The organism is Klebsiella grimontii (assembly GCF_900200035.1).
GTDB classification, from domain to species: Bacteria; Pseudomonadota; Gammaproteobacteria; order Enterobacterales; family Enterobacteriaceae; genus Klebsiella; species Klebsiella grimontii.
In genome coordinates this window covers 348,808-369,524 of record NZ_FZTC01000019.1, presented here as the reverse complement: position 1 = coordinate 369,524, position 20,717 = coordinate 348,808, and the positions used below count along the sequence as shown (strand labels likewise).

21 protein-coding genes are annotated in these 20,717 nt (G+C 56.6%); 10 read left to right on the top strand and 11 right to left on the bottom strand.

Going from position 1 to position 20,717, the window contains the following annotated elements; translation table 11 throughout:
- Positions 1-77 precede the first annotated feature (77 nt).
- The gene (locus KOSB73_RS30670; protein ID WP_133116572.1) at positions 78-581 is read right to left on the bottom strand and encodes a polysulfide reductase NrfD family protein; all 504 of its coding nucleotides are present in this window, start codon (positions 579-581) and stop codon (positions 78-80) included.
- Positions 582-757: 176 nt separating this feature from the next.
- On the opposite strand from KOSB73_RS30670, the gene ttrS reads away from it, so the two are divergent.
- From ttrS to KOSB73_RS16460, 4 genes are all read left to right on the top strand, one after another.
- On the top strand, positions 758-2,530 hold the full coding sequence (gene ttrS, locus KOSB73_RS16475) for a tetrathionate respiration histidine kinase TtrS (protein WP_098140700.1): 1,773 nt from the start codon (positions 758-760) through the stop codon (positions 2,528-2,530).
- Positions 2,505-3,092: a tetrathionate respiration response regulator TtrR gene (gene ttrR, locus KOSB73_RS16470; RefSeq protein WP_024358141.1), complete on the top strand. Its 588-nt coding sequence runs from the start codon at positions 2,505-2,507 to the stop codon at positions 3,090-3,092. Before ttrS ends, ttrR begins: the two co-directional genes overlap by 26 nt.
- 159 nt (positions 3,093-3,251) lie before the next feature.
- Positions 3,252-4,310, top strand: coding sequence for a 7-bladed beta-propeller protein YncE (gene yncE / locus KOSB73_RS16465; RefSeq protein WP_098140699.1), 1,059 nt, complete (start codon positions 3,252-3,254; stop codon positions 4,308-4,310).
- Between the two features lie 40 nt (positions 4,311-4,350).
- Complete coding sequence (locus tag KOSB73_RS16460; protein WP_277421518.1) at positions 4,351-6,315, top strand: TonB-dependent receptor domain-containing protein; 1,965 nt, start codon at positions 4,351-4,353, stop codon at positions 6,313-6,315.
- Between the two features lie 51 nt (positions 6,316-6,366).
- Here the strand turns inward: KOSB73_RS16460 and tolA are convergent, their stop codons facing one another.
- The 7 genes from tolA to KOSB73_RS16425 all read right to left on the bottom strand — a co-directional run bounded on the left by tolA (position 6,367) and on the right by KOSB73_RS16425 (position 13,100).
- On the bottom strand, positions 6,367-6,795 hold the full coding sequence (gene tolA, locus KOSB73_RS16455) for a cell envelope integrity protein TolA (protein WP_049103445.1): 429 nt from the start codon (positions 6,793-6,795) through the stop codon (positions 6,367-6,369).
- 171 nt (positions 6,796-6,966) lie between these two features.
- Positions 6,967-8,079: a M20 family metallopeptidase gene (locus KOSB73_RS16450; RefSeq protein ID WP_004136962.1), complete on the bottom strand. Its 1,113-nt coding sequence runs from the start codon at positions 8,077-8,079 to the stop codon at positions 6,967-6,969.
- Entirely contained in the window at positions 8,079-8,834 is a 756-nt protein-coding gene (locus tag KOSB73_RS16445) for a glutamine amidotransferase (protein WP_024358145.1), read from the bottom strand. Before KOSB73_RS16445 ends, KOSB73_RS16450 begins: the two co-directional genes overlap by 1 nt.
- Before the next feature lie 13 nt (positions 8,835-8,847).
- Positions 8,848-9,927, bottom strand: coding sequence for a phosphotriesterase family protein (locus tag KOSB73_RS16440; protein ID WP_049099542.1), 1,080 nt, complete (start codon positions 9,925-9,927; stop codon positions 8,848-8,850).
- A gap of 3 nt (positions 9,928-9,930) precedes the next feature.
- A complete protein-coding gene (locus tag KOSB73_RS16435; RefSeq protein WP_162685341.1) occupies positions 9,931-10,932 on the bottom strand; it encodes an ABC transporter permease in 1,002 nt (333 codons plus the stop codon).
- An 18-nt stretch (positions 10,933-10,950) separates the two neighbouring features.
- The gene (locus KOSB73_RS16430; RefSeq protein ID WP_024358147.1) at positions 10,951-11,697 is read right to left on the bottom strand and encodes an ATP-binding cassette domain-containing protein; all 747 of its coding nucleotides are present in this window, start codon (positions 11,695-11,697) and stop codon (positions 10,951-10,953) included.
- 380 nt (positions 11,698-12,077) lie between these two features.
- A complete protein-coding gene (locus KOSB73_RS16425; protein WP_024358148.1) occupies positions 12,078-13,100 on the bottom strand; it encodes a LacI family DNA-binding transcriptional regulator in 1,023 nt (340 codons plus the stop codon).
- A 344-nt stretch (positions 13,101-13,444) separates the two neighbouring features.
- Here KOSB73_RS16425 and KOSB73_RS16420 point away from each other — a divergent pair, with 344 nt between their 5' ends.
- On the top strand, positions 13,445-14,398 hold the full coding sequence (locus tag KOSB73_RS16420; protein ID WP_004136977.1) for an ABC transporter substrate-binding protein: 954 nt from the start codon (positions 13,445-13,447) through the stop codon (positions 14,396-14,398).
- A 1-nt stretch (position 14,399) separates the two neighbouring features.
- Here KOSB73_RS16420 and KOSB73_RS16415 read toward each other — a convergent pair whose 3' ends face one another.
- On the bottom strand, positions 14,400-15,272 hold the full coding sequence (locus tag KOSB73_RS16415) for a PfkB family carbohydrate kinase (RefSeq protein WP_004136979.1): 873 nt from the start codon (positions 15,270-15,272) through the stop codon (positions 14,400-14,402).
- A gap of 26 nt (positions 15,273-15,298) precedes the next feature.
- Between KOSB73_RS16415 and KOSB73_RS16410 the strand changes: the two genes are divergently transcribed.
- From KOSB73_RS16410 to KOSB73_RS16400, 3 genes are all read left to right on the top strand, one after another.
- A complete protein-coding gene (locus tag KOSB73_RS16410; RefSeq protein WP_024358151.1) occupies positions 15,299-16,144 on the top strand; it encodes a BtpA/SgcQ family protein in 846 nt (281 codons plus the stop codon).
- Positions 16,144-16,788, top strand: a complete 645-nt coding sequence (locus KOSB73_RS16405; RefSeq protein ID WP_098140697.1) for a TenA family protein — start codon at positions 16,144-16,146, stop codon at positions 16,786-16,788. The genes KOSB73_RS16410 and KOSB73_RS16405 overlap by 1 nt, the downstream gene beginning before the upstream one ends.
- An 88-nt stretch (positions 16,789-16,876) precedes the next feature.
- Entirely contained in the window at positions 16,877-17,437 is a 561-nt protein-coding gene (locus tag KOSB73_RS16400; protein WP_049089790.1) for a nucleotidyltransferase family protein, read from the top strand.
- Between the two features lie 28 nt (positions 17,438-17,465).
- On the opposite strand, the gene KOSB73_RS16395 is transcribed toward KOSB73_RS16400, so the two are convergent.
- Positions 17,466-17,999, bottom strand: coding sequence for a cysteine hydrolase family protein (locus KOSB73_RS16395; protein ID WP_004136989.1), 534 nt, complete (start codon positions 17,997-17,999; stop codon positions 17,466-17,468).
- A gap of 41 nt (positions 18,000-18,040) precedes the next feature.
- On the opposite strand from KOSB73_RS16395, the gene KOSB73_RS31350 reads away from it, so the two are divergent.
- Positions 18,041-18,166, top strand: coding sequence for a hypothetical protein (locus KOSB73_RS31350; RefSeq protein ID WP_265470628.1), 126 nt, complete (start codon positions 18,041-18,043; stop codon positions 18,164-18,166).
- Positions 18,167-18,487: 321 nt separating this feature from the next.
- A complete protein-coding gene (lysM, locus tag KOSB73_RS16390) occupies positions 18,488-18,937 on the top strand; it encodes a peptidoglycan-binding protein LysM (protein WP_004136991.1) in 450 nt (149 codons plus the stop codon).
- Between the two features lie 106 nt (positions 18,938-19,043).
- On the opposite strand, the gene pgtP is transcribed toward lysM, so the two are convergent.
- On the bottom strand, positions 19,044-20,435 hold the full coding sequence (gene pgtP / locus KOSB73_RS16385) for a phosphoglycerate transporter PgtP (protein WP_098140696.1): 1,392 nt from the start codon (positions 20,433-20,435) through the stop codon (positions 19,044-19,046).
- Between the last annotated feature and the right edge of the window lie 282 nt (positions 20,436-20,717).

The window sequence follows — 20,717 nt, the reverse complement described above, 5'->3', positions numbered from 1 at the left end:
CCCTGGCCGGTAACCAACGCCATGCCCCCTCACGAGCGGATCCGCATGGCAAAAAAATCGGTCAGTGAGTCAGCGCGCTAAGCCGCGGCTGGCAGGTCCCGCAACCCGGAACGGTGGGCTGGGGATAGAGGGCAAAAATATAACGACACAATACCATGTGCCAGAACATCAGCATGCCGAGCGCGGAAATGGCCCGCGGTATAAATCCGCCGATCGATGACGGCGTAACGTTTAGCAGAAAATGGTGCCGTAAACGCCCGGCTGAATAACAGAGTCAATGGTGCACTCCGGGGCATCTTCGACTTCGGAGTTGAAGAGACATAAAAACACCCGGAACAGGCGGTTTGATGAAGGTCCACGCGTCTCTCGCGCAGCGGCGTCAGCTTTTTGCTCCCGCAGCGGACAGAGACAAACAGCGCCACGCCGATAAAAAAAACATACTGTAACGCCCACAAGAGCCAGCCGATCTCCTGGGAGCGAGACCGAACCTGTTCTTTTTTTGCCTGGATGTGCGGAACCCGAGAAGCGTCGGCGCTCGCAATGCCCGACTGCCCAAGAAACGGTAGTTTACTTTTGCCCATATTTTCCCCTCGCGCGGCGGCTAAGAAATATTTACAACATCATTGACTTGCTTGTGATACATAAACAGTGTTGATGATTCGTAGTGTAAAAATCTCGGCGGGGGGATCGCTATTGTGGTTAACCACATACCCGTCTAATAGTTGATTTAAATCAATATAGTGAAAGGGATGGTTGAGTGGGAGCGAAAACGATGGGGCGTTTGGCGCTGCTGATCTCTACATTACTGCTGATCTGTCCGGCACGGGCGGACTCATGGTATATCGGTCTGCTGTCGATTCGCGGCGATGCCATTGCTCGCAGCAGCTGGCAGCCGCTGGAATCATTTCTGAATCAGCAGATGCCGGATCAGCAGTTCCATATTCGTCCGCTGGATCTGCATGAGATGCAGGAAGCGGTCAAGAACGGTAGCGTGCAGTTTGTCGTGACCCACCCCGGGCAGTTTGTTCAACTAAATACTCATTTCCCCTTACGCTGGCTGGCCTCATTGCGCGCTTCTCATGGCGTGAAGAACATAATAGGAAGCGTCATCCTGGCCCGTCGCGACGGCGAAATTAAGACGCCTATGGATTTGATCGGGAAAACGGTTGGCGCCATCGATCCCCTGGCTTTTGGCGGCTACCTGTTGGGATACAAAGCGCTGAGCGATGCCGGATTGCGGCCAGACAGCGATCTCCATCTGCGCTTCACCGGATTTCCAGCCGATGCGCTTATTTATCTGCTGCGCGAAAATGCCGTGCAGGCAGCCATTGTTCCGGCGTGTCTGCTGGAAATGATGGATGAAGAGGGGCTGATTGATAAAGTTGATTTTGTCGCGCTGATAACACGCCCGGAATCCGCACCTTGCGTAACCAGTACCCGGCTTTACAGAGACTGGTCTTTTGCCGCGCTGCCCACCGTAAGCGACGAGGTGGCCGATCGCGTGACCCGCGTGTTGCTTAATGCGCCTGATAATGCGGTTTTTCGTTGGGGCGCGCCTGCCTCAACCAGCCAGGCCGAAGCGCTCATGCGCGAACTGAAACAGCATCCTCAGCAGCGACTGTTATGGATGGATGTCAGGAACTGGTTTGTTCAGAATCGCCTGCTGGTGGCGGGAGCCGGGCTGATATTGATACTACTGATACTCAATTATATCTGGGTGATGCTGCTGGTGCGACGGCGCGGCAGGCAGCTTGAACGCAGCGCCATCCGGCTGCGCGAGCAGGAGCAGGCCCTTGAAACGGCCCGTCAAATAAGCGTACTCGGCGAAATGACTTCGGGTTTCGCACATGAGTTAAATCAGCCGCTGTCGGCTATCCGGCACTATGCTCAGGGTTGTTCGATCCGCTTGCAGAAGCAGGATCCGCAGCATCCTTTACTGTCGGCGCTGGAGAACATTGATCTTCAGGCGCAGCGCGGGGCGGAGACGCTGCGTAATCTGCGGCTTTGGGTGAGCCAGGCGCAAGGAGAATCCGTTACGGCCGAAAAGTGGGAGAGCGTTCGCATTGTTCAGGCGATTGATAATGTCTGGCAGTGGCTGCACGTGCCGCGACAGTTTCCCGGACTTCGGATGATAAGCAGCATAGACCACGCCCTGACCATCGTCTTACCGCCTGTTCTGCTTGAGCAGGTGCTGGCGAATCTGATCCTCAATGCGGCGCAGGCCGGAGCGAATATGCTGTGGATTGATGCCGTTCGCGATGCCGGAAGCGTGAGGATCGTCCTGCAGGATAACGCCGGCGGTATCGATGACGCGCAGCTAGCGCAGGCATTCCAGCCGTTTAAGAGCAGCCGGCAAGAGGGAATGGGGCTGGGGCTGGTTATCTGTCAGCGGCTGGTGCGTTATGGCCGGGGAGAGATCGGCATAAGGAATCAAACGGCGCCCGATGGACGGCCCGGCGCGGTAGTGGTACTGGCATTCACGCATCAAGAAGAGCGGAGCGACAATGGCGATAATTCATCTCTTAGATGACGATCCGGCAGTGACCCGGGCATGCGCTTTTTTACTGGAGAGCCTGGGCTATGAGGCGGTGTGCTGGGAAGAGGGGGAACGGTTCCTTGCGCAGGCCGATCTGTATCAGGTCGGTGTTGTGCTGCTGGACATGCGGATGCCGGTGCTGGACGGCCAGGCGGTTCACGAGGCGCTGCGTCAGCGCGGTAGTACCCTGGCGGTGGTGTTTCTGACCGGGCATGGCGACGTGCCGATGGCGGTAGAGGAGATGAAACGCGGTGCGGTGGATTTTCTGCAAAAGCCGGTTTCGCTAAAACCGCTGCAGGCGGCGCTGGAACATGGGCTCACGGTCTCCGGCGAGCGCTTTGCACAGAAAAAAGTCGTCGATTGCTATCAGCAACTTACCCCCAAAGAGAGAGAACTTGCGCTGCTGGTGATGAAAGGGCTCATGAATCGGGAGATTGCGCAGGCGATGAGTATTGCCGTACGCACGGTGGAGGTTCATCGGGCGAGGGTGATGGAGAAAATGCAGGCGGGGAGCCTGGCGGAGTTAGTCAGCAAATTACAGCGGGTTACCCGGTGATGGGTTCTCAACATGGCGGTATGGCCGCCGGCACCTACACCGCAGCGGCGTCTATCACAACACAATAAATGGTAGGGAAGAGGGAGGAGTATGTAATTGCAAACGATATTCATTTTCATTATTGTTTGCATTCCGTAAACTACTGTAAAGAAAAATTACATGTCTATCGCATCCCTGAAGAAAGCCGTGCGCGGCGCGCTGGTCATTTCGTTTTCTCTGCATGCGCTTTCTGCGTCGGCAAAAGATTTCAGCGAGCGGGAATTCCGCTCTCAGCCTCTTGGCCATGGCGTTTATGAACTGGCCTATGATCGCGGTCAGAAGGCGCTGTATGCCGCCTCCGCGCCCTCATTTGATAAAGATAAAACGGCGGGCGTCGTGTTTCGACTTGCGGCCGACTCTCTGCGGATTGATGAGAAAATCGCCACCGAACGCCGCGCCTTTGCGCTCTCTCTGGATGAAGAAAACCATATCCTGTATTTGGGCAATGCGCTGGATGGTTCGCTGACGCTGCTGGATACGCAGACCAATAGGGTGATTAAAACGCTTCAGCTCAGCGATGATTCAGATCCTGAGAAACAGGCCCACGTCCGCGAAGTGGTGCTGGATAAGCTAAACCAGCGTCTGTATGTGTCAGGGATCGGGCGCAAGGGCCAGGGCCTGCTTTGGGTGGTCGATACCCGCAAGCAGCAGCTAATTGATACGTTGAAGAACATCGACCCGGTGGGGTTTGCCGTTGCTACCGCGGGTGAGAAGGTTTATGCGGTGACCGGCAACGGGGAGTTGGTTATCCTCGATGGCAAAACGTCGAAACTGCTTTCCCGGGTGAAGGTCGACCCGGCTGAATCGGAGCACTATTTCCTCAATATCGCCCTGAACAGCGCCGCCGGAGTCGGATATATCGCCGATACCAATACCCGCGATGTGCTGGTGGTGCGGCTGGACTCCGGCAAGCTGGTCGATCGTATCGCTTCGCCAAACTCCATCGCCGTGCTCTATCACGCCGGGCGCGATGAAATCTATGTGACCCATCGTAACGATCGCTCGATAAGCATCATCGACGCGAAAACCAACCATCTCAAACACACCATCAAAACGGCGGCCATGCCCAACAGCCTGGTGCTTTCAGCGGATGGCGGAACGCTCTATGCCAGCGTCAAACAGGACGAAAAAAGCGACCAGGCTGACTACGTTCTCAAGATTGATCTAACTAAATTCTAAGGATTTTTTTGTGACGATAAAAACACGCCTGGACGTGGCGATGGCGCTCGCCTTGAATCTACCCGCGGCAGCCTTCGCCGCAGATGGCGCTTCGGTAAACGAAGAGCAGATGGTCGTCACCGCCAGCGGGTTCAGCCAGGAGCGACGCGAGGCGCCGGCGACGATCTCGGTGCTCGATGAGAAGGCGCTGAATACCCGCTCAAACCAGAACATATCCGAAGCGTTGCGCGAGATGCCGGGCGTGCTGGTGGGCAACGGTCACGGCAGCCTGCCGACCGGCGATGTTCAGATGCGCGGCATGGATTCGACCTATACCTCGTATATGGTGAACGGCATCAAGCAATCTACCCGCGAATCTCGTCCCTACGGGCATCATATTGGGACGGAAGCGGCGTTTATGCCGCCGCTGGCCGCTATTGAACGGATTGAGGTCATTCGCGGGCCGATGTCCTCGTTGTACGGCTCTGACGCTATTGGCGGCGTGGTCAACGTCATCACCAAAAAGGCGTATAACCTCGACGCATGGACGGGGGTGCTGGAGGATAATTACTTCCTGCAGGAGAAAAGCGAATACGGCAACACCAACCAGACTAACGCGTTCTTTATGGGGCCGGTAGTGCCGGGTAAACTCGGGGTCAGCGTGGGCGCGGATTATCTTGATCGTCGCGATGATGACAGCCCCACGAACGAACGTTTTGTTAAACATCAGTCCGGAAATCTGGATGCCACGATTTCTCTGTCGCCAACCGATACCCAGCTCTGGGATCTGAACGCCACCAAAGGCAATCAGGAGAAAACCCATAACGACAAAGAGTGGTACTGGGGTTTTGACCGCGATGCGGCCTCGCTGTCACAGCATGCGTGGTACGGTGATGACCTGCTGGAGGTGAAGAACTTTATCAGCTACGAAAAGGCCCGCACGGAATATCGCGTGCCCGGCATGGACCCGCAGTTTATTAAGCAGAATAATTTTGAGGCCAATAGCACGAACACCTTTACGCTGGCCGATCACAAGCTGACGTTAGGCGTCAACTTTACGCGCAACGAACTGAATGACACCTTCGGTATCGCGGACAAACAGGCGCCCGGCGTCACCCCGGTCAGTAAAATTACCCGCCACGGCTGGGCGGTATTCGCGGAAGACGCGTGGATGATCGTCCCGGACTTTACCCTGACGACCTCGGCGCGCCTCGATCATGATAGCTATTTCGGTTATCACGTTACGCCTAAGCTGTACGGTAACTGGGCCATTGACGAAACCTGGGCGCTGAAAGGGGGCGTGTCCGCCGGCTATAAAAAACCGGATTTACGCCAGAATAATGCCGGTTTTACCAGCGTCTACGGGGCTTATCCTTATTCTGAAATCGGTATTGGCAACGACGATCTCAAGCCGGAACAAAGCATCAATACCGAGCTGGGCGTGTACTGGCAGCGGGATGCCCTGGCGCTCGACGCCACCCTTTTTTACACCAAATTTAAAGATAAAATCAGCGACCATACCATCTGTACCTCATCGGCTACCCAGAAGTGCCAATACAACGGCTATACCGCCGATAGCGTGTCGCAATATATTAACGTCGGTGATGCGCAGATCTACGGTGTGGAGCTGAACGGCGACTGGCAGGTGACCGCAGCGCTGAAGGCGAACGCCAACTATACCTACACCCACAGCGAACAGAAAAGCGGCGAGTATAAAGGCTATGCGCTAAACGATTTCCCCAGCAGTATGGCCAACGTTTCGCTGACGTGGAACACCACTTCCGATCTGGAACTATGGACCAGGGCCAGCTGGCGCAGCAGATCGCCGGATATCGGCAAGTCCAGCGCAACGGACGCCTACGCGCTAGTGGATTTAGGCGCGCGTTACCACCTGACTAAGCGCGTCACCCTGATGAGCGGGATCTACAATCTGTTTGATGTAAATCCGGTTTACACCACCGCCTACCGGCAGACGGCGATGCTGGAAGGGCGGCGCTATAATTTCGGCGGGCGCATTGAGTTCTGACAATGAAGCAGGGGCCGAATGGCCTCTGCGAAAGGATCCCACAAAGATCTGTCAGGGCCTGAAGTCCAGAACGACATGACTGAATGTTTGATAGGTTTTTTCGTCTGGCGCAGGCGGGATTGTGGCTTGTTTCAGCGCGGACATCACCTCCGCGCATAGCGCCGGATCGCCGTTCTCGACCGTTGGATTCTCCACCGTCCCGTCACGCTGTAGCGTTAAGCGCACCGAGCATGTTTGCCCTTGCCAGGACGCCGGCTGGTCTATCTTAGCGAAGATAGCCTTCTGGATCTGGGTCAGATAGCGTGAGGCATTGGCCTGCGGTGAAGTATCTGAACCCGTTTGATAATCGCGAAGTATCTTATCCACTTCTGCCGATATTTTAGCGTCTTCGGTGCTGTCCGGCGCAGAAGCACTACCCGAGCAGGCGGAAAGGAGTAAAGCGAGGGGGCAAATGAGCAGCGGGCTGATTTTCACGAACATGGTAATGCCTCCTTGCTGGCGATGAGCTATTCCGGATGCGAGGCGGTTATCCTCTGTTATTCCGCGATTTTATTCAAACGCTAATCGCTGATTTTTCCTGCGGCGGATTGAACGCGCGGCAGCGGCATTAAGTGACACTGTCACGTATTTTTTTCCTTCGCCGCGGCCGATTTACGCCATCCAGTCGCGAATCAGGTTCCCGTACAGCTGTTCAGCCTCCTCCAGCCGGCTGAGCAGGCAGTACTCGTCGGTTTGATGAGCCATAGACGGCTCGCCGGGGCCGAGAATGATACAGGGCGGATTGCCCAACGCCGGCAGCAGCAGCGAGGCGTCGGTAAAGTAGGGCACCACCCGCGGCTCAAGCGGCCGATCGTGCAGCGGCTGGCAACGCTGATAAACCTGTTTTATCCACGCGTGATCCTGTTCGCTGAGTACCGCGGGCAGATCGACCAGCGTCGACACCGTGACGCTCTCGCCAAGCAGCGTGGTCAACCGCTGGCGGATGGTGGCGTGCTGTAAATCAGGCGCGCTGCGGATATCGACATCGAAACGCGTGCGGTCCGGCACGGAATTAATATTTAGCCCGCCTTCAATACGTCCGACGTTTACCGTGGGCTGCTTCATCAGCGGATGCGGCGCGCCCGGCGAAAAATGTTGGATTTTAGCCAGCGCATCCGCCGCCAGATAGATAGCATTAATCCCCAGCTCCGGCATCGCGCCATGGGCAGTTTTTCCCCGCGTTTCGCAGCGTAACCAGAGCGCGCCTTTATGGCCGATAACCGGATAATTGGCGGTGGGCTCGCCGACGATCAGCGCGCCCACTTCCGGCAACGGCGCGGAGGCGATCAGCGCCCGCGCGCCGTCGCAGCCCGTTTCTTCCCCGCCGGTAATCAGCAATACCGCGCCGCGCCCGGCGAGGATCGTTTCCCGCTGCTGAACGCAGGCGACGGCAAACGCCGCTATCGCCGCTTTCATATCGCTGGACCCGCGTCCATAAAGGCGCCCGTCTTCCATCTGCGAGCCGAAAGGGTCGTACCGCCACCGGGCATTTCCCAGCGGCACGGTATCCAGATGCCCGGTAAAGGCCAGCGGTTTACCAGGCGTTGCCCCGGGGAGCCAGGCGATCAGATTGCTGCGACTCTCGCCGAATGACGACAGCGAAACTGCAAAACCGTTAGCGTTAAGCCAGTCGGCAAAGTACCGCATGCAGTCCGCTTCGCTGCCCGGCGGGTTGATGGTGTTAAAGCCCAGCAGCTGCCGGGCGAGTTCAAGGGTGGTGGTCATCAGCGATGTTCCGTCAGCCAGTCAAGGCAGTTAATCCACAGCTGACGATAGCCGGGCCATTTGGCAAACTCTTCCGGCAGCCAGTGTGCCGACATATCGCTGGTCCATACCAGCGAGCGACCCTGTTGATATTCGCGAACGGCCAGCAGCGGATGACCGGTACCGGCGACCGTCGCCAGCAGTTTGCCCTCCGGATGCATTTCGACTTCGTTATAACCCAGCAGCCACGGCCATTCGCCCGGAATATCGTTAAACAGCGCGTGGGATTCCGTCACCTCGGCATAGCAACCTTCCGGCGTTTCAATGCGATCGTCCCATGCCAGGCAGCGGACCGGCAGCACTTTCTCCACCGCGGTATTACGATAACGCGCGCCGCCGTTGATTCCCTGGAAGCTGTAATAGCCGCCGATCATCATCAGCGACCCGCCGCCGGCCACGTAGTCATGCAAAAGCGTCAGACGGTTGGCGGTTCGGCGGCTTTTCAGCCAGGTGTCCGGATGCAGCAGCAGCGTATTGGCGCCGATATCCGACAGAATAATCGCATCCCACTGCTGCAGCGCTTCCAGCGTCAGCGGAAAGTCTGTCGCCGCCGCGTGGGCGGGCATGTAGGTAATGGCGTAGGCACTGTCCGCGAGCGCCGCCAGAAAATCCGTCGCGCCGGTGTGCCAGGTGGCGGTGGCGAACTGATCGAAGCCTTTAACGTGTGTTGACGTGCTGGTCCAGGACTCACCGACCAGTAAGATTTTTTTCTGCATTATGACTTTCCTTTTATCCGCCGAAGACCCGTTGGGGATTTCCAATCATCAAGGTTTCAAGCTGTTCGCCGCTGACGCCGTGGCGCCGCAGGCGGGGAACAAAATGCTTGAGTATGTAGCCGTAACCGTGGCCGCCGTAGCGGGTGAGCATGGTTTTCAGGAAGACGTCCTGCGATAGCAAAATTTGCTGGATATAGCCGTCGTCAATTAGCTCGCGAATTGCGCGGGCGTTCTCCTCGTCGGAGGGCGACTGCGCCGACTCGTCGGCGTAGTAATAGCTCATGCCGATCATGTCGTATTCGAGAAACGCCCCGCGCTGCGCCAGCTCCCGCTGGTAACGCTTATCGGCAAAGCTGGGATTCATATGGCACAGCACCGTATGGCGCAGATCGGCGCCTTCCTGCTCGAGAATGTCCAGTACGCGGTGACCCAGCCGTTCCCAGCCGGGCAGGTGGACCTCGATCGGCACGCCGGTCGCGGCGCTGGCCCGGCCCGCAGCGCGCAGGGATTTCTCCTCATCCGGGGTAAAGCGGCTTGAGATACCGATTTCGCCGATGAGTCCGGCGAGCACCTCCGGTTTCTCTTCCGCGCCGCCAAGATCGTAGATTAGCCGCTCGGTCAGCCGTTCAACGCTGCTGGTTCTAACCCACTCGGGGTGCGAGGGTTCCAGATAGAGGCCGGTGCCCATAATAATGTTCAGGCCGGTCAGACGGGCGATACGCGCCAGCGCTTTGGGATCGCGGCCAATGCCGATATTGGTCGGATCGACTACCGTTTCCCCGCCAAGGGCGCGATATTTCGTCAGCTCTTCAATCGCGACGTCGACGTCAAACAACTGACAGTTATCGCGGCTCATCAGCGGGTTCAGCGACAGTTCGCCGAGGTTTTCCATTTTCACCGGCATTTCGGCAAGATGGCGATCGCTACAGCAGCAGGGCGGCACCCATTTGCCGGAGGCATCCAGCAGAATATGCTCATGCATCAGCGTCACGCCCATTTCACTTATCGGCAGCGGGCCGAGCACCGTCATCACGTAACCGCTGCTGACGCCGACCGGCAGCGGGTCGGGATGGCGAAAAATTGATCCTTTCATCTGCTATCCTTTTGCCGCGGAGCGCGCGGGGTTGAGAATGCGGGTGTTCAGCCAGATAGCCAGCAGGATAATAGTGCCGGTGGCGATCTGGGTGTAGAACGGCGAAATATGCGACAGGATCAGCCCGTTCTGAATCACCGCAATCGACAGCGCGCCCAGCAGCGTGCCGATAATGGTGCCGAAGCCGCCAAACAGGCTGGTACTGCCGAGCACCACGGCGGCGATGACCTGCAGTTCAAAACCTTCGCCCTGGTTGGAGGAGCCGCTGCCGAGGCGCGCGGTGATAATCATCCCCGCCAGCGCGGCGGCCATGCCGCTGATGATATAGACCTTCATGGTGACCGCTTTGGTGTTAATCCCGCTGCGTCGCGCGCCTTCGGCGTTGGCGCCGATAGCCGTCACGTAGCGGCCAAAACGCATATGGTTGAGAACGATGTGCCCGATAAGCAGAATCATAATGCCGACCAGCGCAGGCATAGGGATTCCCACAACCCACGCGCGGCCAATAAAGGTAAACAGGCTGTCAGCCGGAACCGGGATCGAGTAGCCCTGGGTGACCAGCAGCGCGATGCCGCGAACCACAGCCAGGGTGGCGAGGGTGACGATAAACGCCGGTATGCCCTCATAGGCGATAAAGAAGCCGTTGATGGCGCCAACGATGCCGCCGAGCAACAGGCCGCCGAGCAAAACCACCGGCCACGGCAGTCCCCAGTTGTTCAGGGCGATAGCGGAAAGCGCGCCGACCAGCGCGAGGGTGGAACCCACCGACAGGTCGATGCCGCCGGTGGTAATGACCAGGGTCATTGCCGTCGCGACGATCAGCAGCGGGGCGCTTTGACGGATAATGTTGAGCCAGTTGGTGCCGGTGAGAAAGTTGCTGGTGATCAGCGAGAACACCACGCAGCAGAAGACGAAAAAGAGCGCGATGCTGACCACGCCGGAGTGGTTATGCAGCAGGCGGCGCGGCAGCGAATGCTGGATCATGCGGGAGCTGCTTAAGTTCATGATACTCATCCTGTTACCTCAATGTGCGGCCGCAGAGCGGGCGGTGAATTTTTCGCCCACAATCAGGTTAACGATATCGCTCAGGCTGGTGTCGGCCACTCGTCGGTCGGCGACGTTGGTACCTTCATACATCACCATGATCCGGTCGCAGACCAGAAACAGGTCCTGCAGGCGGTGGGTAATCAGAATCACGCTCACGCCGCGAGCGGAAACGCGGCGAATCAGCTCCAGCACCGCCTCAACTTCCGCGACGGCCAGCGCGGCGGTGGGTTCATCCATAATCAGCACTTTCGGGTCAAAGGCCGCCGCGCGGGCGATGGCAATGGCCTGACGCTGGCCGCCGGAGAGATTTCGCACCAGCAGGCGGGTATCCGGAATGGAGATCCCGAGTCCTTTAAGCATCTCCCGGGCGTCGGCGTGCATTTTGGCCTCGTCGAGAAAGGGGATACCGAGGACCGATTTCATCGGCTCGCGGCCCATAAACAGATTGCCCGCGACGTCGACCGTGTCGCACAGCGACAGATCCTGGTAGACCATCTCGATATGGCAGCGGCGCGAATCGGCCGGATTAGCGAACTGCTGCTGTTCGCCGTCGATGCGAATCGTGCCGCCGGAGGGGATCACCGCCCCCGAGAGTACTTTGGTCAGGGTGGATTTCCCCGCGCCGTTATCGCCCACCAAGCCCAGCACCTCGCCCGGAGCCAGCTCGAGATTGACTCCGCGCAATGAACGTATCGACCCGTAGGTCTTGGTGATGTTGATCATCTCCACCCTTGGCGGGGTAGTGTGTGGCTGCTGCATCTGATAACTCCCATCGCTGTTGCCGGGAAAATGTTCGCCATCCTGCGGAAAATGCCCCCTCCGACACGGTTTACATGCTAGTAAACCGGTTTACCTGCGGAGTGGAGCACTCGCCAACACAGTCAGGACAAACGCTACGTAAGATATTTGTTCGCCAGTAAGAACATTGCAGCATCCGTGCCAGGGCAGGAACAACACAGCAGCCCTGTAACTTAACCATATGTAATCAATAGATTTTATTCATTACATTCCGGTAAACCGGTTTACTGATTATAGTGAACAGATTGTAAATCGATCGTTTTTTGCGCCAAAACTGGGCGCTTTTGCGCCATTTTGGGATGTGCTTAACAAATCTTGATTGAGTCGCGACCGATCCATTCTACCGGCAGGCGGGTTTCTGCCGGGATATCCTGGTCGTTGTTCAGCAGGCGCATCATGATATTCACCGCGGTGCGGCCCAGTTCGCGGGCGGGCTGGCGGATAGTTGAGATACGCGGCTGGGTGAAATCGGCATAGTTGGCGTCATCGAAGCCGACCAGCGACAGCGCCTCCGGCGCCTGAAGCCCACTGGCGCGCAGCCCGTCAAGCAGACCCAGCACCAGGTAGTCGCTGGCGGCGAAGACGGCGGTCGGGCGAAGCGGCTGGCTAAACAGGTAACGCAGCGCCTGCTGGCCGAACTCGCGCTGGTAGTCGCCGTACATCACCCATTCGGGCGGCCAGCTCAGACCGGCCTGCTCCATCGCGGTGCAGAAGCCCTGATAGCGCTCGCGGACGCTCATCAGCTTGTCGGGACCGCCGACGAAGGCGATATGGCGGTGTCCGGCGGCGATCAGCTTTTCGGTGGCGATCCGCCCGCCCTGAACGTTATCGGCAAACACCTTTGGCACCGTACTGCCGGGTATATCTTCATCCAGCAGGACAATGCGTTCGTGACGCTGGACCTCTTTGCGCAGCAGGCCGTTATCAGGGCGGTTAGTGGTGAACAGCAGGCCATCGACCTGGCAGGTATCCAGCCAGCGGATGAACTGGCACTCCTTTTCCGGATTATTGCGGGTGATGCACAGCACCAGGCTATAACCGCTGGCGGAAGCGGCCTCTTCGGCGGCGTCGGCCAGCTCGGCAAAGAAGGGGTTGGTGATATCGGGCAGCACCAGGCCGAGCGTCTCGCTGCCGCCTTTGCTAAGACGGCGCGCCAGGCTATTACCGCGATAGTCCAGTTCGCGAATCGCCGTTTCGATACGGTCGATGGTGTCCTGCGGCAGCACAATACTGTTGTTCATATAGCGCGACAGGGTGGCTTTTGACAGTCCCGCCAGCTTTGCGACATCGGATAACAATACGCGTTTTATACTCATTTCCTGCGCCATTTCTGCCAGAATCGGCTATCTGTAACATAGTTAAGCGCGCTGGATACAGCAATTTCTCCGCCCACAATCGCCTCAAATAAACGCTTGACAAATTTTAAGCTGCGGAGAATTGTATAGGCAGTTTACCGCGTCATCCGGGAAGTCATTCCCAAACCCGTTTAAGTCATTCCAGTCGCGCGCCGACACGGACCGGTTGCCGGAATGAAGTTAAACAGGTATTCGCCGAACGATCGATGATGGTTCTGGCCACATAGACGATATTTGCCCGCCAAAAAATAATCCTTCTGCGTTCGCATGCGGCGCGGAACTCTGCTGGCTATCACCTATTCCCGACGAGGATACTGATGATGTTATTTAACACCGGAAAACTGCGTTTACTTGCTGTCGCCACGACGATGCTGGCATCAATGAGTTTTATTTCGACCGCCGGCGCGGCCGCTCCGACTTATGCCCTGGTCCAAATCAATCAGCAGGCGCTGTTCTTTAATCTGATGAATAAAGGCGCGCAGGATGCGGCAAAAGCCAGCGGCAAAGATCTAGTGATATTTAACTCTAACGATAATCCCGTGGCGCAAAATGACGCCATTGAAAACTATATTCAGCAAGGCGTTAAAGGCATTCTGGTTGCCGCTATCGATGTTAACGGAATTATGCCCGCGGTAAAAGAAGCCGCCGCCGCTAACATTCCGGTGATTGCGATTGACGCCGTATTACCGGCTGGACCACAGGCGGCCCAGGTCGGCGTTGATAATATTGAAGGCGGCAGAATTATTGGTCAATACTTCGTGGACTACGTGCAAAAAGAGATGGGTGGCCAGGCGCGGCTGGGGATCGTCGGCGCGCTGAACTCGGCTATTCAGAACCAGCGGCAGAAAGGGTTCGAAGAGACGCTGAAAAGCAATCCGAAGATCACCATCGCTAACGTTGTCGACGGGCAGAACGTGCAGGACAAAGCAATGACCGCGGCGGAAAACCTGATCACCGGTAACCCGGACCTGACGGCGATATATGCCACCGGCGAACCCGCGCTGCTCGGCGCGATTGCCGCCGTGGAAAACCAGGGCCGCCAGAAGGACATTAAAGTCTTTGGCTGGGATCTGACGGCAAAGGCGATTTCCGGTATTGACGGCGGCTACGTGACCGCCGTACTGCAGCAGGACCCGGAAAAGATGGGCGCCGAAGCCCTGAAGGCGCTGAACAGCATCACTTCGGGTAAAACCGTGCCGAAAACCATTCTGGTTCCGGCGACGGTGGTGACCAAAGCGAACGTCGATTCCTACCGTTCGCTGTTTAAGTAGGTCAGCGCGCGCCGCCCGTGGTTAACAGGGCGGCAAGCTCATGGCTGCCGGGAAACGCGCTGAGCGTCCCCCGGCGGCTAACGGTAATGGCGGCAGCCCGGCTGGCGTGCGCCAGCGCTAGCGCATCCGGCGCGACGTCGCGCAGCAGGGCGGAGGCCAGCATCACGGCGAGGAACGTGTCGCCCGCCCCGGTAGTATCAAGCGCCTCGGCGGGCACGGCGGGACAAAACCGGCGCTGGCCCTCCTGGACCAGCCAGGCGCCTGCGGCGCCCTGGGTAATGACTAAGCTTTTCACCCCGTATGGCTGGAGCAGCTCGGCCTCAGATTCATTGACTACCGCGATGTCGATGAGCGGCCACAGATGGCAAAATTCAGGATTGACGGGCGAGGGGTTGAATACCGTCGTCATACTGCGGCTTTTGGCGTACTGGAACAGCGCCCGCGTTTTGTCCAGGGAGAAATTGCCCTGCTGTAGCAGAATATCGCCGGCGACGGCATCCGCGATATGCGGAATAATGTCATCCAGGCGGAATGTATCCGCGGCGGCGGTAGTGGTAATAATGGCATTGTCGCCGTCAGCGCTATTTAAAATAATCGAGGTATCGCTATGTTGATTGAAATGACCGTCGGGTAGTAAGGTCAGTGGTTCATTTTTTATCTGCTGACGGATCCACACGCCGTTGCTGTCATTTCCCGTGGCGGCAATTAGGCGCGTTTCTATTCCGCAGCGGGCTAATATAATCGCCTGGTTCGCGCCTTTACCGCCGATATCCTGCGAAACTTTAACGCCGTGAATTGAAGCGCCTTTTTTCGGTATATCCGGAATGGACCAGGTTTCATCTACGGTAATATTACCGGTAACGTAAACACGCATAGTGTTCCCTTAACAGGATGGATAAGATGGTTGCTATCTCAGCAGAAAAAACGAATGCAATACAAGCTATTTTTTCACGCAGCAAAGCGGTTATTGGAGTTATTCATTGCGATCCTTTTCCCGGCGCGCCTAAATATCGAGGGAAATCAGTCTCTGATATTATTGAGCGCGCGCTTCGCGATGCTGAAAATTATATTTCAGGCGGCGTTCACGGACTGATTATTGAAAACCACGGGGATATTCCTTTTTCCAAACCTGAGGATATCGGTCACGAAACTTCCGCGCTAATGGCGGTGATTACCGAGAAAGTGCGCGAGCGTTTTGCTGTGCCGCTGGGCATTAACGTCCTGGCGAACGCGGCGATCCCGGCGATGGCTATCGCCCTGGCGGGCGGAGCCGATTTCGTCCGCGTAAACCAGTGGGCCAACGCCTATATCGCCAACGAAGGATTTATTGAAGGGGCGGCCGCTAAGGCGCTGCGCTACCGCAGTATGCTGCGCGCTGAGCATATTCGCGTTTTTGCCGATAGCCACGTCAAGCACGGTAGCCATGCCATCGTTGCCGATCGTTCGATTCAGGAGCTGACGCGCGACGTCGATTTCTTCGAGGCTGACGCGGTGATTGCCACCGGTCAGCGTACGGGCGATAGCGCCACGATGGCGGAAATAGACGAGATCCGCGCGGCGACGGAGCTACCGCTGCTGGTGGGCTCGGGGGTGACGCCGGCCAACGTGCGCCAGATCCTCGGACGGACTCAGGGGGTTATCGTGGCCAGTACGATGAAGGTCGATGGCGTGTGGTGGAACGATGTTGAGCTGGCCCGGGTGAAGCATTTTATGTCAGTCGCGCAGGCCGCGCTCGAGGAGGCATAATGGAAGCGTTTAGCGAACGCCTGCTGCGCGAGCATCAGCCGGTGTGGCAGGCGATGCAGCGGCATCGTTTTGTGGTTGATATCGAAGAGGATCGGCTGGCGCCTGCCGTCTTCAACCGCTATCTGGTATTTGAGGGCAACTTTGTCGCGACGGCAATCGCGATTTTTGCCCTCGCGGTCAGCAAAGCGCCGGGTATTCATCAGCAGCGCTGGCTGATTGGCGTGCTGAATGCTCTGGTTGACACCCAGATCGCGTGGTTTGAACAGGTGTTGTCAGAGCGGCGGGTCGATCCCGCTGCGTACCCGGACGATCTGCCCGGCGTGCGGCGCTTTCGCGACGGCATGCTGCGGACCGCCCGGGAGGGCAGCTACGAACAGATCGTGACGATGATGTTCGGTGCGGAATGGATGTACTACGTCTGGTGCCGGGGGGTAAGCGAGCATCGCCAGAGCGACGCGGACGTCCGGCGCTGGGTGGAGATGCACGCCGAGGACGAATTTTATCAGCAGGCGCTCTGGCTGAAGAACGAACTCGATCGCTGCGCCATGACGCTGAGTGAAAGCGAAAAGCAGGCGCTGTCGGCGCTTTACGGCGATGTGCTGCAGTGGGAAATTGATTTCCATCACGCCGCGTACGAAGCGTAGCCGCGAGGTGAATAACAGGGGGCGCCTGAAGCGGCGCCTCCTGAACGCTGATACACTGAGCGGATCGATCGCCGTTTACAGGGAAACCATGAAATATCAGAACCTCTTGCAAAGCGTGTTGTTAAACGACCCGATGAGAATGAACGCGCTGTACGCCGTGCAGGCGCTGGAACTCAACGATGGCTGGATTGGCGCCGGCTTTGTCAGAGATGCGGTCTGGGATCATCTGCACGGCTACGGGCAAAGGCCAGTTTCGGGTGATGTGGATGTTGTCTGGTTCGACGCGAAAAGCGCGACTTCCGCCTGTGATAGCGCGCTGGAAGAGAGGCTTAGCCAGCAAAACTCCGTTTTTAACTGGTCGGTGAAAAATCAGGCCAGAATGCATCAACGCAACGGACATCAACCTTATCGTTCAACGGAGAATGCGCTGCTGTACTGGCCTGAAACCGCGACGGCTATCGCGGTAAGATTGGGAGCAACAGATCATGTTGAGGTTATCGCGCCCTACGGGCTGGACGATCTCTTTGAGCTCCGTCTGCGGCCAACGCCGGTATTTGCGCAGCATAAGCTGGCTATTTTCAGCCAGCGCGTCGCGGAAAAACGGTGGCTACAGCGTTATCCCGGCCTGCGGCTTCTCGTCCCGACATAACGCAAAGCCGCTGTTCGCCTGGTTTTCGTCAAAAGCGCCAGTCGGCTGCGGTTGAAAGCGCGACAAACGGGCCCGCCAGCGTTCGGTTGTGATGGCCAATGATGTCCTTGGCGGATAAATGAGGATTATCGATTGTGGTATGCGCATCGGAAATCAGCACGGCCGTGAATCCCAGCTCCGGCGCTGCCCGGCAGGTGGTATCGACGCAAAACTCTGTTTTCATCCCGGCAATCACCAGCTGCTTTACGCCTCTCTGCGTAAGCTGGCGCTGTAATTCGGTGTCGCGAAAGCCGCTGGGATACGTTTTGGTTAAGACGATATCCCGTTCAACGTCCACATCCAGCTCGGCTATCAGCCTGGTTAACGGGCTGCTCGCAGAGAAGGGGGAGCCGTCGGGTCCGACGTGGCGAATAAAAAAGATCGGTACCTGTGACTGCCTGGCTTTAGCGATGAGCAGAAGAATATTTGTCAGAACGGCATCAGCGGAATGAGGAGAAGCCGGACCGCGGAAAAGCCCCTCCTGCATATCAATAATCACTAGCGCATGTTCAGATGAAATCATGGGGCGTGTCTCCATTCAGTATGTGATGAACGGAGAGCTGTTTGTCCCCGTCCGCTTTAACGGGGAGTGAGGTTCTGTTCTGTCAGGTTCCAGCCACAGATACGCACACGCCGCCGCAGGTTGCGGTGGTGGTGGTGGTGGTGGTGGTGCGTGTCGTTGTTGAATAGGCTGGATGAATCATTTTCTGACCTTATTATTCATTGAAGATCAATAACCAGAAACGGACGGAACCGCTTAAAACTACACGCCTTATACGATGAAGGTCAACTGCTGATTTCATGTCATGTCGCCCGGCCAGAATACAGACTTTCCTGCCATTGCCGGGCAAATATCCTGCACTTTGACGCTTATTGATTATACTTTGATGGCAGGTTGTGCTGCTTCAGGCGGCCGCCGCGTTGGTGGGGTATCAAAACGTATATCCTGGAATTGACTTAGCGGCTGTTGATGAAAATGCGATCATGAAACAGTCATGGAGGTATGGAACGATGGGATTATTAAATTTTGTCAAAGAAGCGGGCGAGAAAATATGGGACGCCGTCTCCGGCGGCAGCAAGGAAGATAAGGCCGACAAGCTGAAAAAACATATTGATGGTCTTAATCTTCCCGGCGCCGAAAAGGTCAATATCGATGTTGCGGACGACGGCACCGCGACGGTTACCGGCGATGTCGGTTCGCAAGAAGATAAGGAAAAAATTCTGGTGGCGGTAGGTAACGTCACCGGCGTTGGTCAGGTTAATGACAGCGTGAAGGTGACGCAAAGCGGGGCAGAAAGTCGTTATTACACGGTCAAATCCGGCGACACCCTGAGCGCCATCTCTAAAGCGATGTATGGCTCCGCCAATGAGTATCAACGTATTTTTGAAGCCAACAAACCGATGCTGACGCATCCCGATAAAATCTATCCGGGCCAGGTGCTGATTATTCCGGCGAAGTAAGCGGTGAATTCCTTCGGCAGCAGGCCGTTTACATTTTACCCGGCTAACCCTGTTTAAGATGAAAAGTGCCAGCAAGCTGGCACTTTGTTTTCCCGGTTTCAGGCGCTTATCGTGCGTCGGCCAGCGCCAGCTCAGCCTCTTGCTGCTGGGTGTTCTTCCGCTGTTGCTCCAGCTCCAGCGCGCCGCGATGAGAAAGGTAGCAGAACAGAATGCAGCAGACGATCCCGCCCATCAGCAGATAGAACCCGCCGTGCCAGCCCATTTTATCTACCATCACGCCAAACAGGCTGGTGCCTAAGGATGCGCCAAAGATGTAGCTCATAAATCCGCGCAGGCCAACGGCTGAACCGACGGCAAAGCTGGGCACAATTTCCATAGTCTGGACAGAGGCCAGAAACTGCGGCACGTAAATCAGGCAGCCCACTATCGCCGCGAACACCGTCACCATCAGCAGAGATTCGCTTTTCCAGTAGCCGATCAGGCAGATGAAAATCAGCGCCATACAGATCATGGCTAACGGCATCCGACGTCCTTTGAACAGTTTGTCGGAGAGCCAACCGGCCAGCAGGGTGGACGGAATCGCCGCCCATTCAAAAAACAGAAACGCGACGCTCATCTGTTCTTTGGAAAAATGTTTCACCGTCAGCAGATAGATGGGCAGCCAGCTGATCATGCCGAAACGCACCATATAGACGAACACATCCACAAAGGAGACATACCAGGCGTTTTTATTGCGCAGAACGTAGGTGCAGAAGATCTGCAATGCGCTCATGTTTTCCGGCGCTTTTACCGCGTGTTTAGCGTTAAGCACCACCTTTTCTTCCGGCATCATCTCTTCCAGCGCAGGCAGGCCTTCTTCACGCGGCGAGCCTTTACCCAGCGCCAGTACGCTCAGAGCGAACACCACCGCCACGCAGGCCGGGACGATGTAGCTGGCGCTCTGCCAGTGCTCACTGCCGAGGATAGCGAACGCGGCGCCGACGATCGGGGCGACAATCCCGCCGCCGACATTGTGGGAAATGTTCCAGAACGCCCCCACGCGACCGCGCTCCCGGCGAGGGAACCAGTTAGCGATAGTGATAAAAGAGGGGCCGACGCCCATCCCCTGAAACAGGCCGTTGAGGATCACCAGCGCAGCGAAGATCCAGAATGAGGTGCTGAACCCCAGGCCAACGTTGACGATAGCGCACAACACCAGGCCGCAGGCCATAAAGACTTTCGGACTGGCTTTATCCGCCAGGCTGCTCATGATGCCTTTGCTTATCCCATACGCAATGAGCATACAGCTGCTGAGCAAACCGATTTGCGTGGCGCTAAGATCTAACTGTTCTTTCAGATAAGGCGTGGATAACGTGAAGTTGTTGCGCACAATATAGTACGCCAGATAGCCCAGAAATACGCTTAGCAGCGCCTGAATACGGTATCGGCCATAAGTTGCCTGCACTTTTTCAGCAGGCACTTTATTCGCCGACGGCCCTTTTTTTAATATTGATAACATGTCGTCACCTGTATTTTATATTGCTATGAAGATCAGGAGTGGTCGGCATGCAGAGTGAAATAAGCGGGTATAAAATTCAAATCATCAAAATGGGTCAAAACTGACTCAAATTGATGAATTAAGGCGTTATTTTTGACACGTTGAGCATTAATGAAATTGCGGGTAATTAATTTTACGCGGATTTTATGTCAGGCTTGTGCGGATATTAACAAATTCCACATTCATTATCTGGTAATCTTTCCTGAGGTTTCCGGTTGCCAAAACAACTATTTTGCCGCTGGC

What these genes read in the sequence shown, in the direction of transcription:
- KOSB73_RS16420 (WP_004136977.1), top strand. Translation starts at nt 13,445, where the DNA reads ATGATGTTATTTAACACCGGAAAACTGCGTTTACTTGCTGTCGCCACG.
- KOSB73_RS16395 (WP_004136989.1), bottom strand. Translation starts at nt 17,999, where the DNA reads ATGATTTCATCTGAACATGCGCTAGTGATTATTGATATGCAGGAGGGG.
- tolA (WP_049103445.1), bottom strand. Translation starts at nt 6,795, where the DNA reads ATGTTCGTGAAAATCAGCCCGCTGCTCATTTGCCCCCTCGCTTTACTC.
- ttrR (WP_024358141.1), top strand. Translation starts at nt 2,505, where the DNA reads ATGGCGATAATTCATCTCTTAGATGACGATCCGGCAGTGACCCGGGCA.
- KOSB73_RS16410 (WP_024358151.1), top strand. Translation starts at nt 15,299, where the DNA reads ATGGTTGCTATCTCAGCAGAAAAAACGAATGCAATACAAGCTATTTTT.
- KOSB73_RS16425 (WP_024358148.1), bottom strand. Translation starts at nt 13,100, where the DNA reads ATGGCGCAGGAAATGAGTATAAAACGCGTATTGTTATCCGATGTCGCA.
- KOSB73_RS16445 (WP_024358145.1), bottom strand. Translation starts at nt 8,834, where the DNA reads ATGCAGAAAAAAATCTTACTGGTCGGTGAGTCCTGGACCAGCACGTCA.
- KOSB73_RS30670 (WP_133116572.1), bottom strand. Translation starts at nt 581, where the DNA reads ATGGGCAAAAGTAAACTACCGTTTCTTGGGCAGTCGGGCATTGCGAGC.
- KOSB73_RS16400 (WP_049089790.1), top strand. Translation starts at nt 16,877, where the DNA reads ATGAAATATCAGAACCTCTTGCAAAGCGTGTTGTTAAACGACCCGATG.
- KOSB73_RS16405 (WP_098140697.1), top strand. Translation starts at nt 16,144, where the DNA reads ATGGAAGCGTTTAGCGAACGCCTGCTGCGCGAGCATCAGCCGGTGTGG.
- KOSB73_RS16430 (WP_024358147.1), bottom strand. Translation starts at nt 11,697, where the DNA reads ATGATCAACATCACCAAGACCTACGGGTCGATACGTTCATTGCGCGGA.
- KOSB73_RS16415 (WP_004136979.1), bottom strand. Translation starts at nt 15,272, where the DNA reads ATGCGTGTTTACGTTACCGGTAATATTACCGTAGATGAAACCTGGTCC.
- pgtP (WP_098140696.1), bottom strand. Translation starts at nt 20,435, where the DNA reads ATGTTATCAATATTAAAAAAAGGGCCGTCGGCGAATAAAGTGCCTGCT.
- KOSB73_RS16450 (WP_004136962.1), bottom strand. Translation starts at nt 8,079, where the DNA reads ATGACCACCACCCTTGAACTCGCCCGGCAGCTGCTGGGCTTTAACACC.
- KOSB73_RS16435 (WP_162685341.1), bottom strand. Translation starts at nt 10,932, where the DNA reads ATGAACTTAAGCAGCTCCCGCATGATCCAGCATTCGCTGCCGCGCCGC.
- KOSB73_RS16460 (WP_277421518.1), top strand. Translation starts at nt 4,351, where the DNA reads ATGGCGCTCGCCTTGAATCTACCCGCGGCAGCCTTCGCCGCAGATGGC.
- KOSB73_RS16440 (WP_049099542.1), bottom strand. Translation starts at nt 9,927, where the DNA reads ATGAAAGGATCAATTTTTCGCCATCCCGACCCGCTGCCGGTCGGCGTC.
- lysM (WP_004136991.1), top strand. Translation starts at nt 18,488, where the DNA reads ATGGGATTATTAAATTTTGTCAAAGAAGCGGGCGAGAAAATATGGGAC.
- yncE (WP_098140699.1), top strand. Translation starts at nt 3,252, where the DNA reads ATGTCTATCGCATCCCTGAAGAAAGCCGTGCGCGGCGCGCTGGTCATT.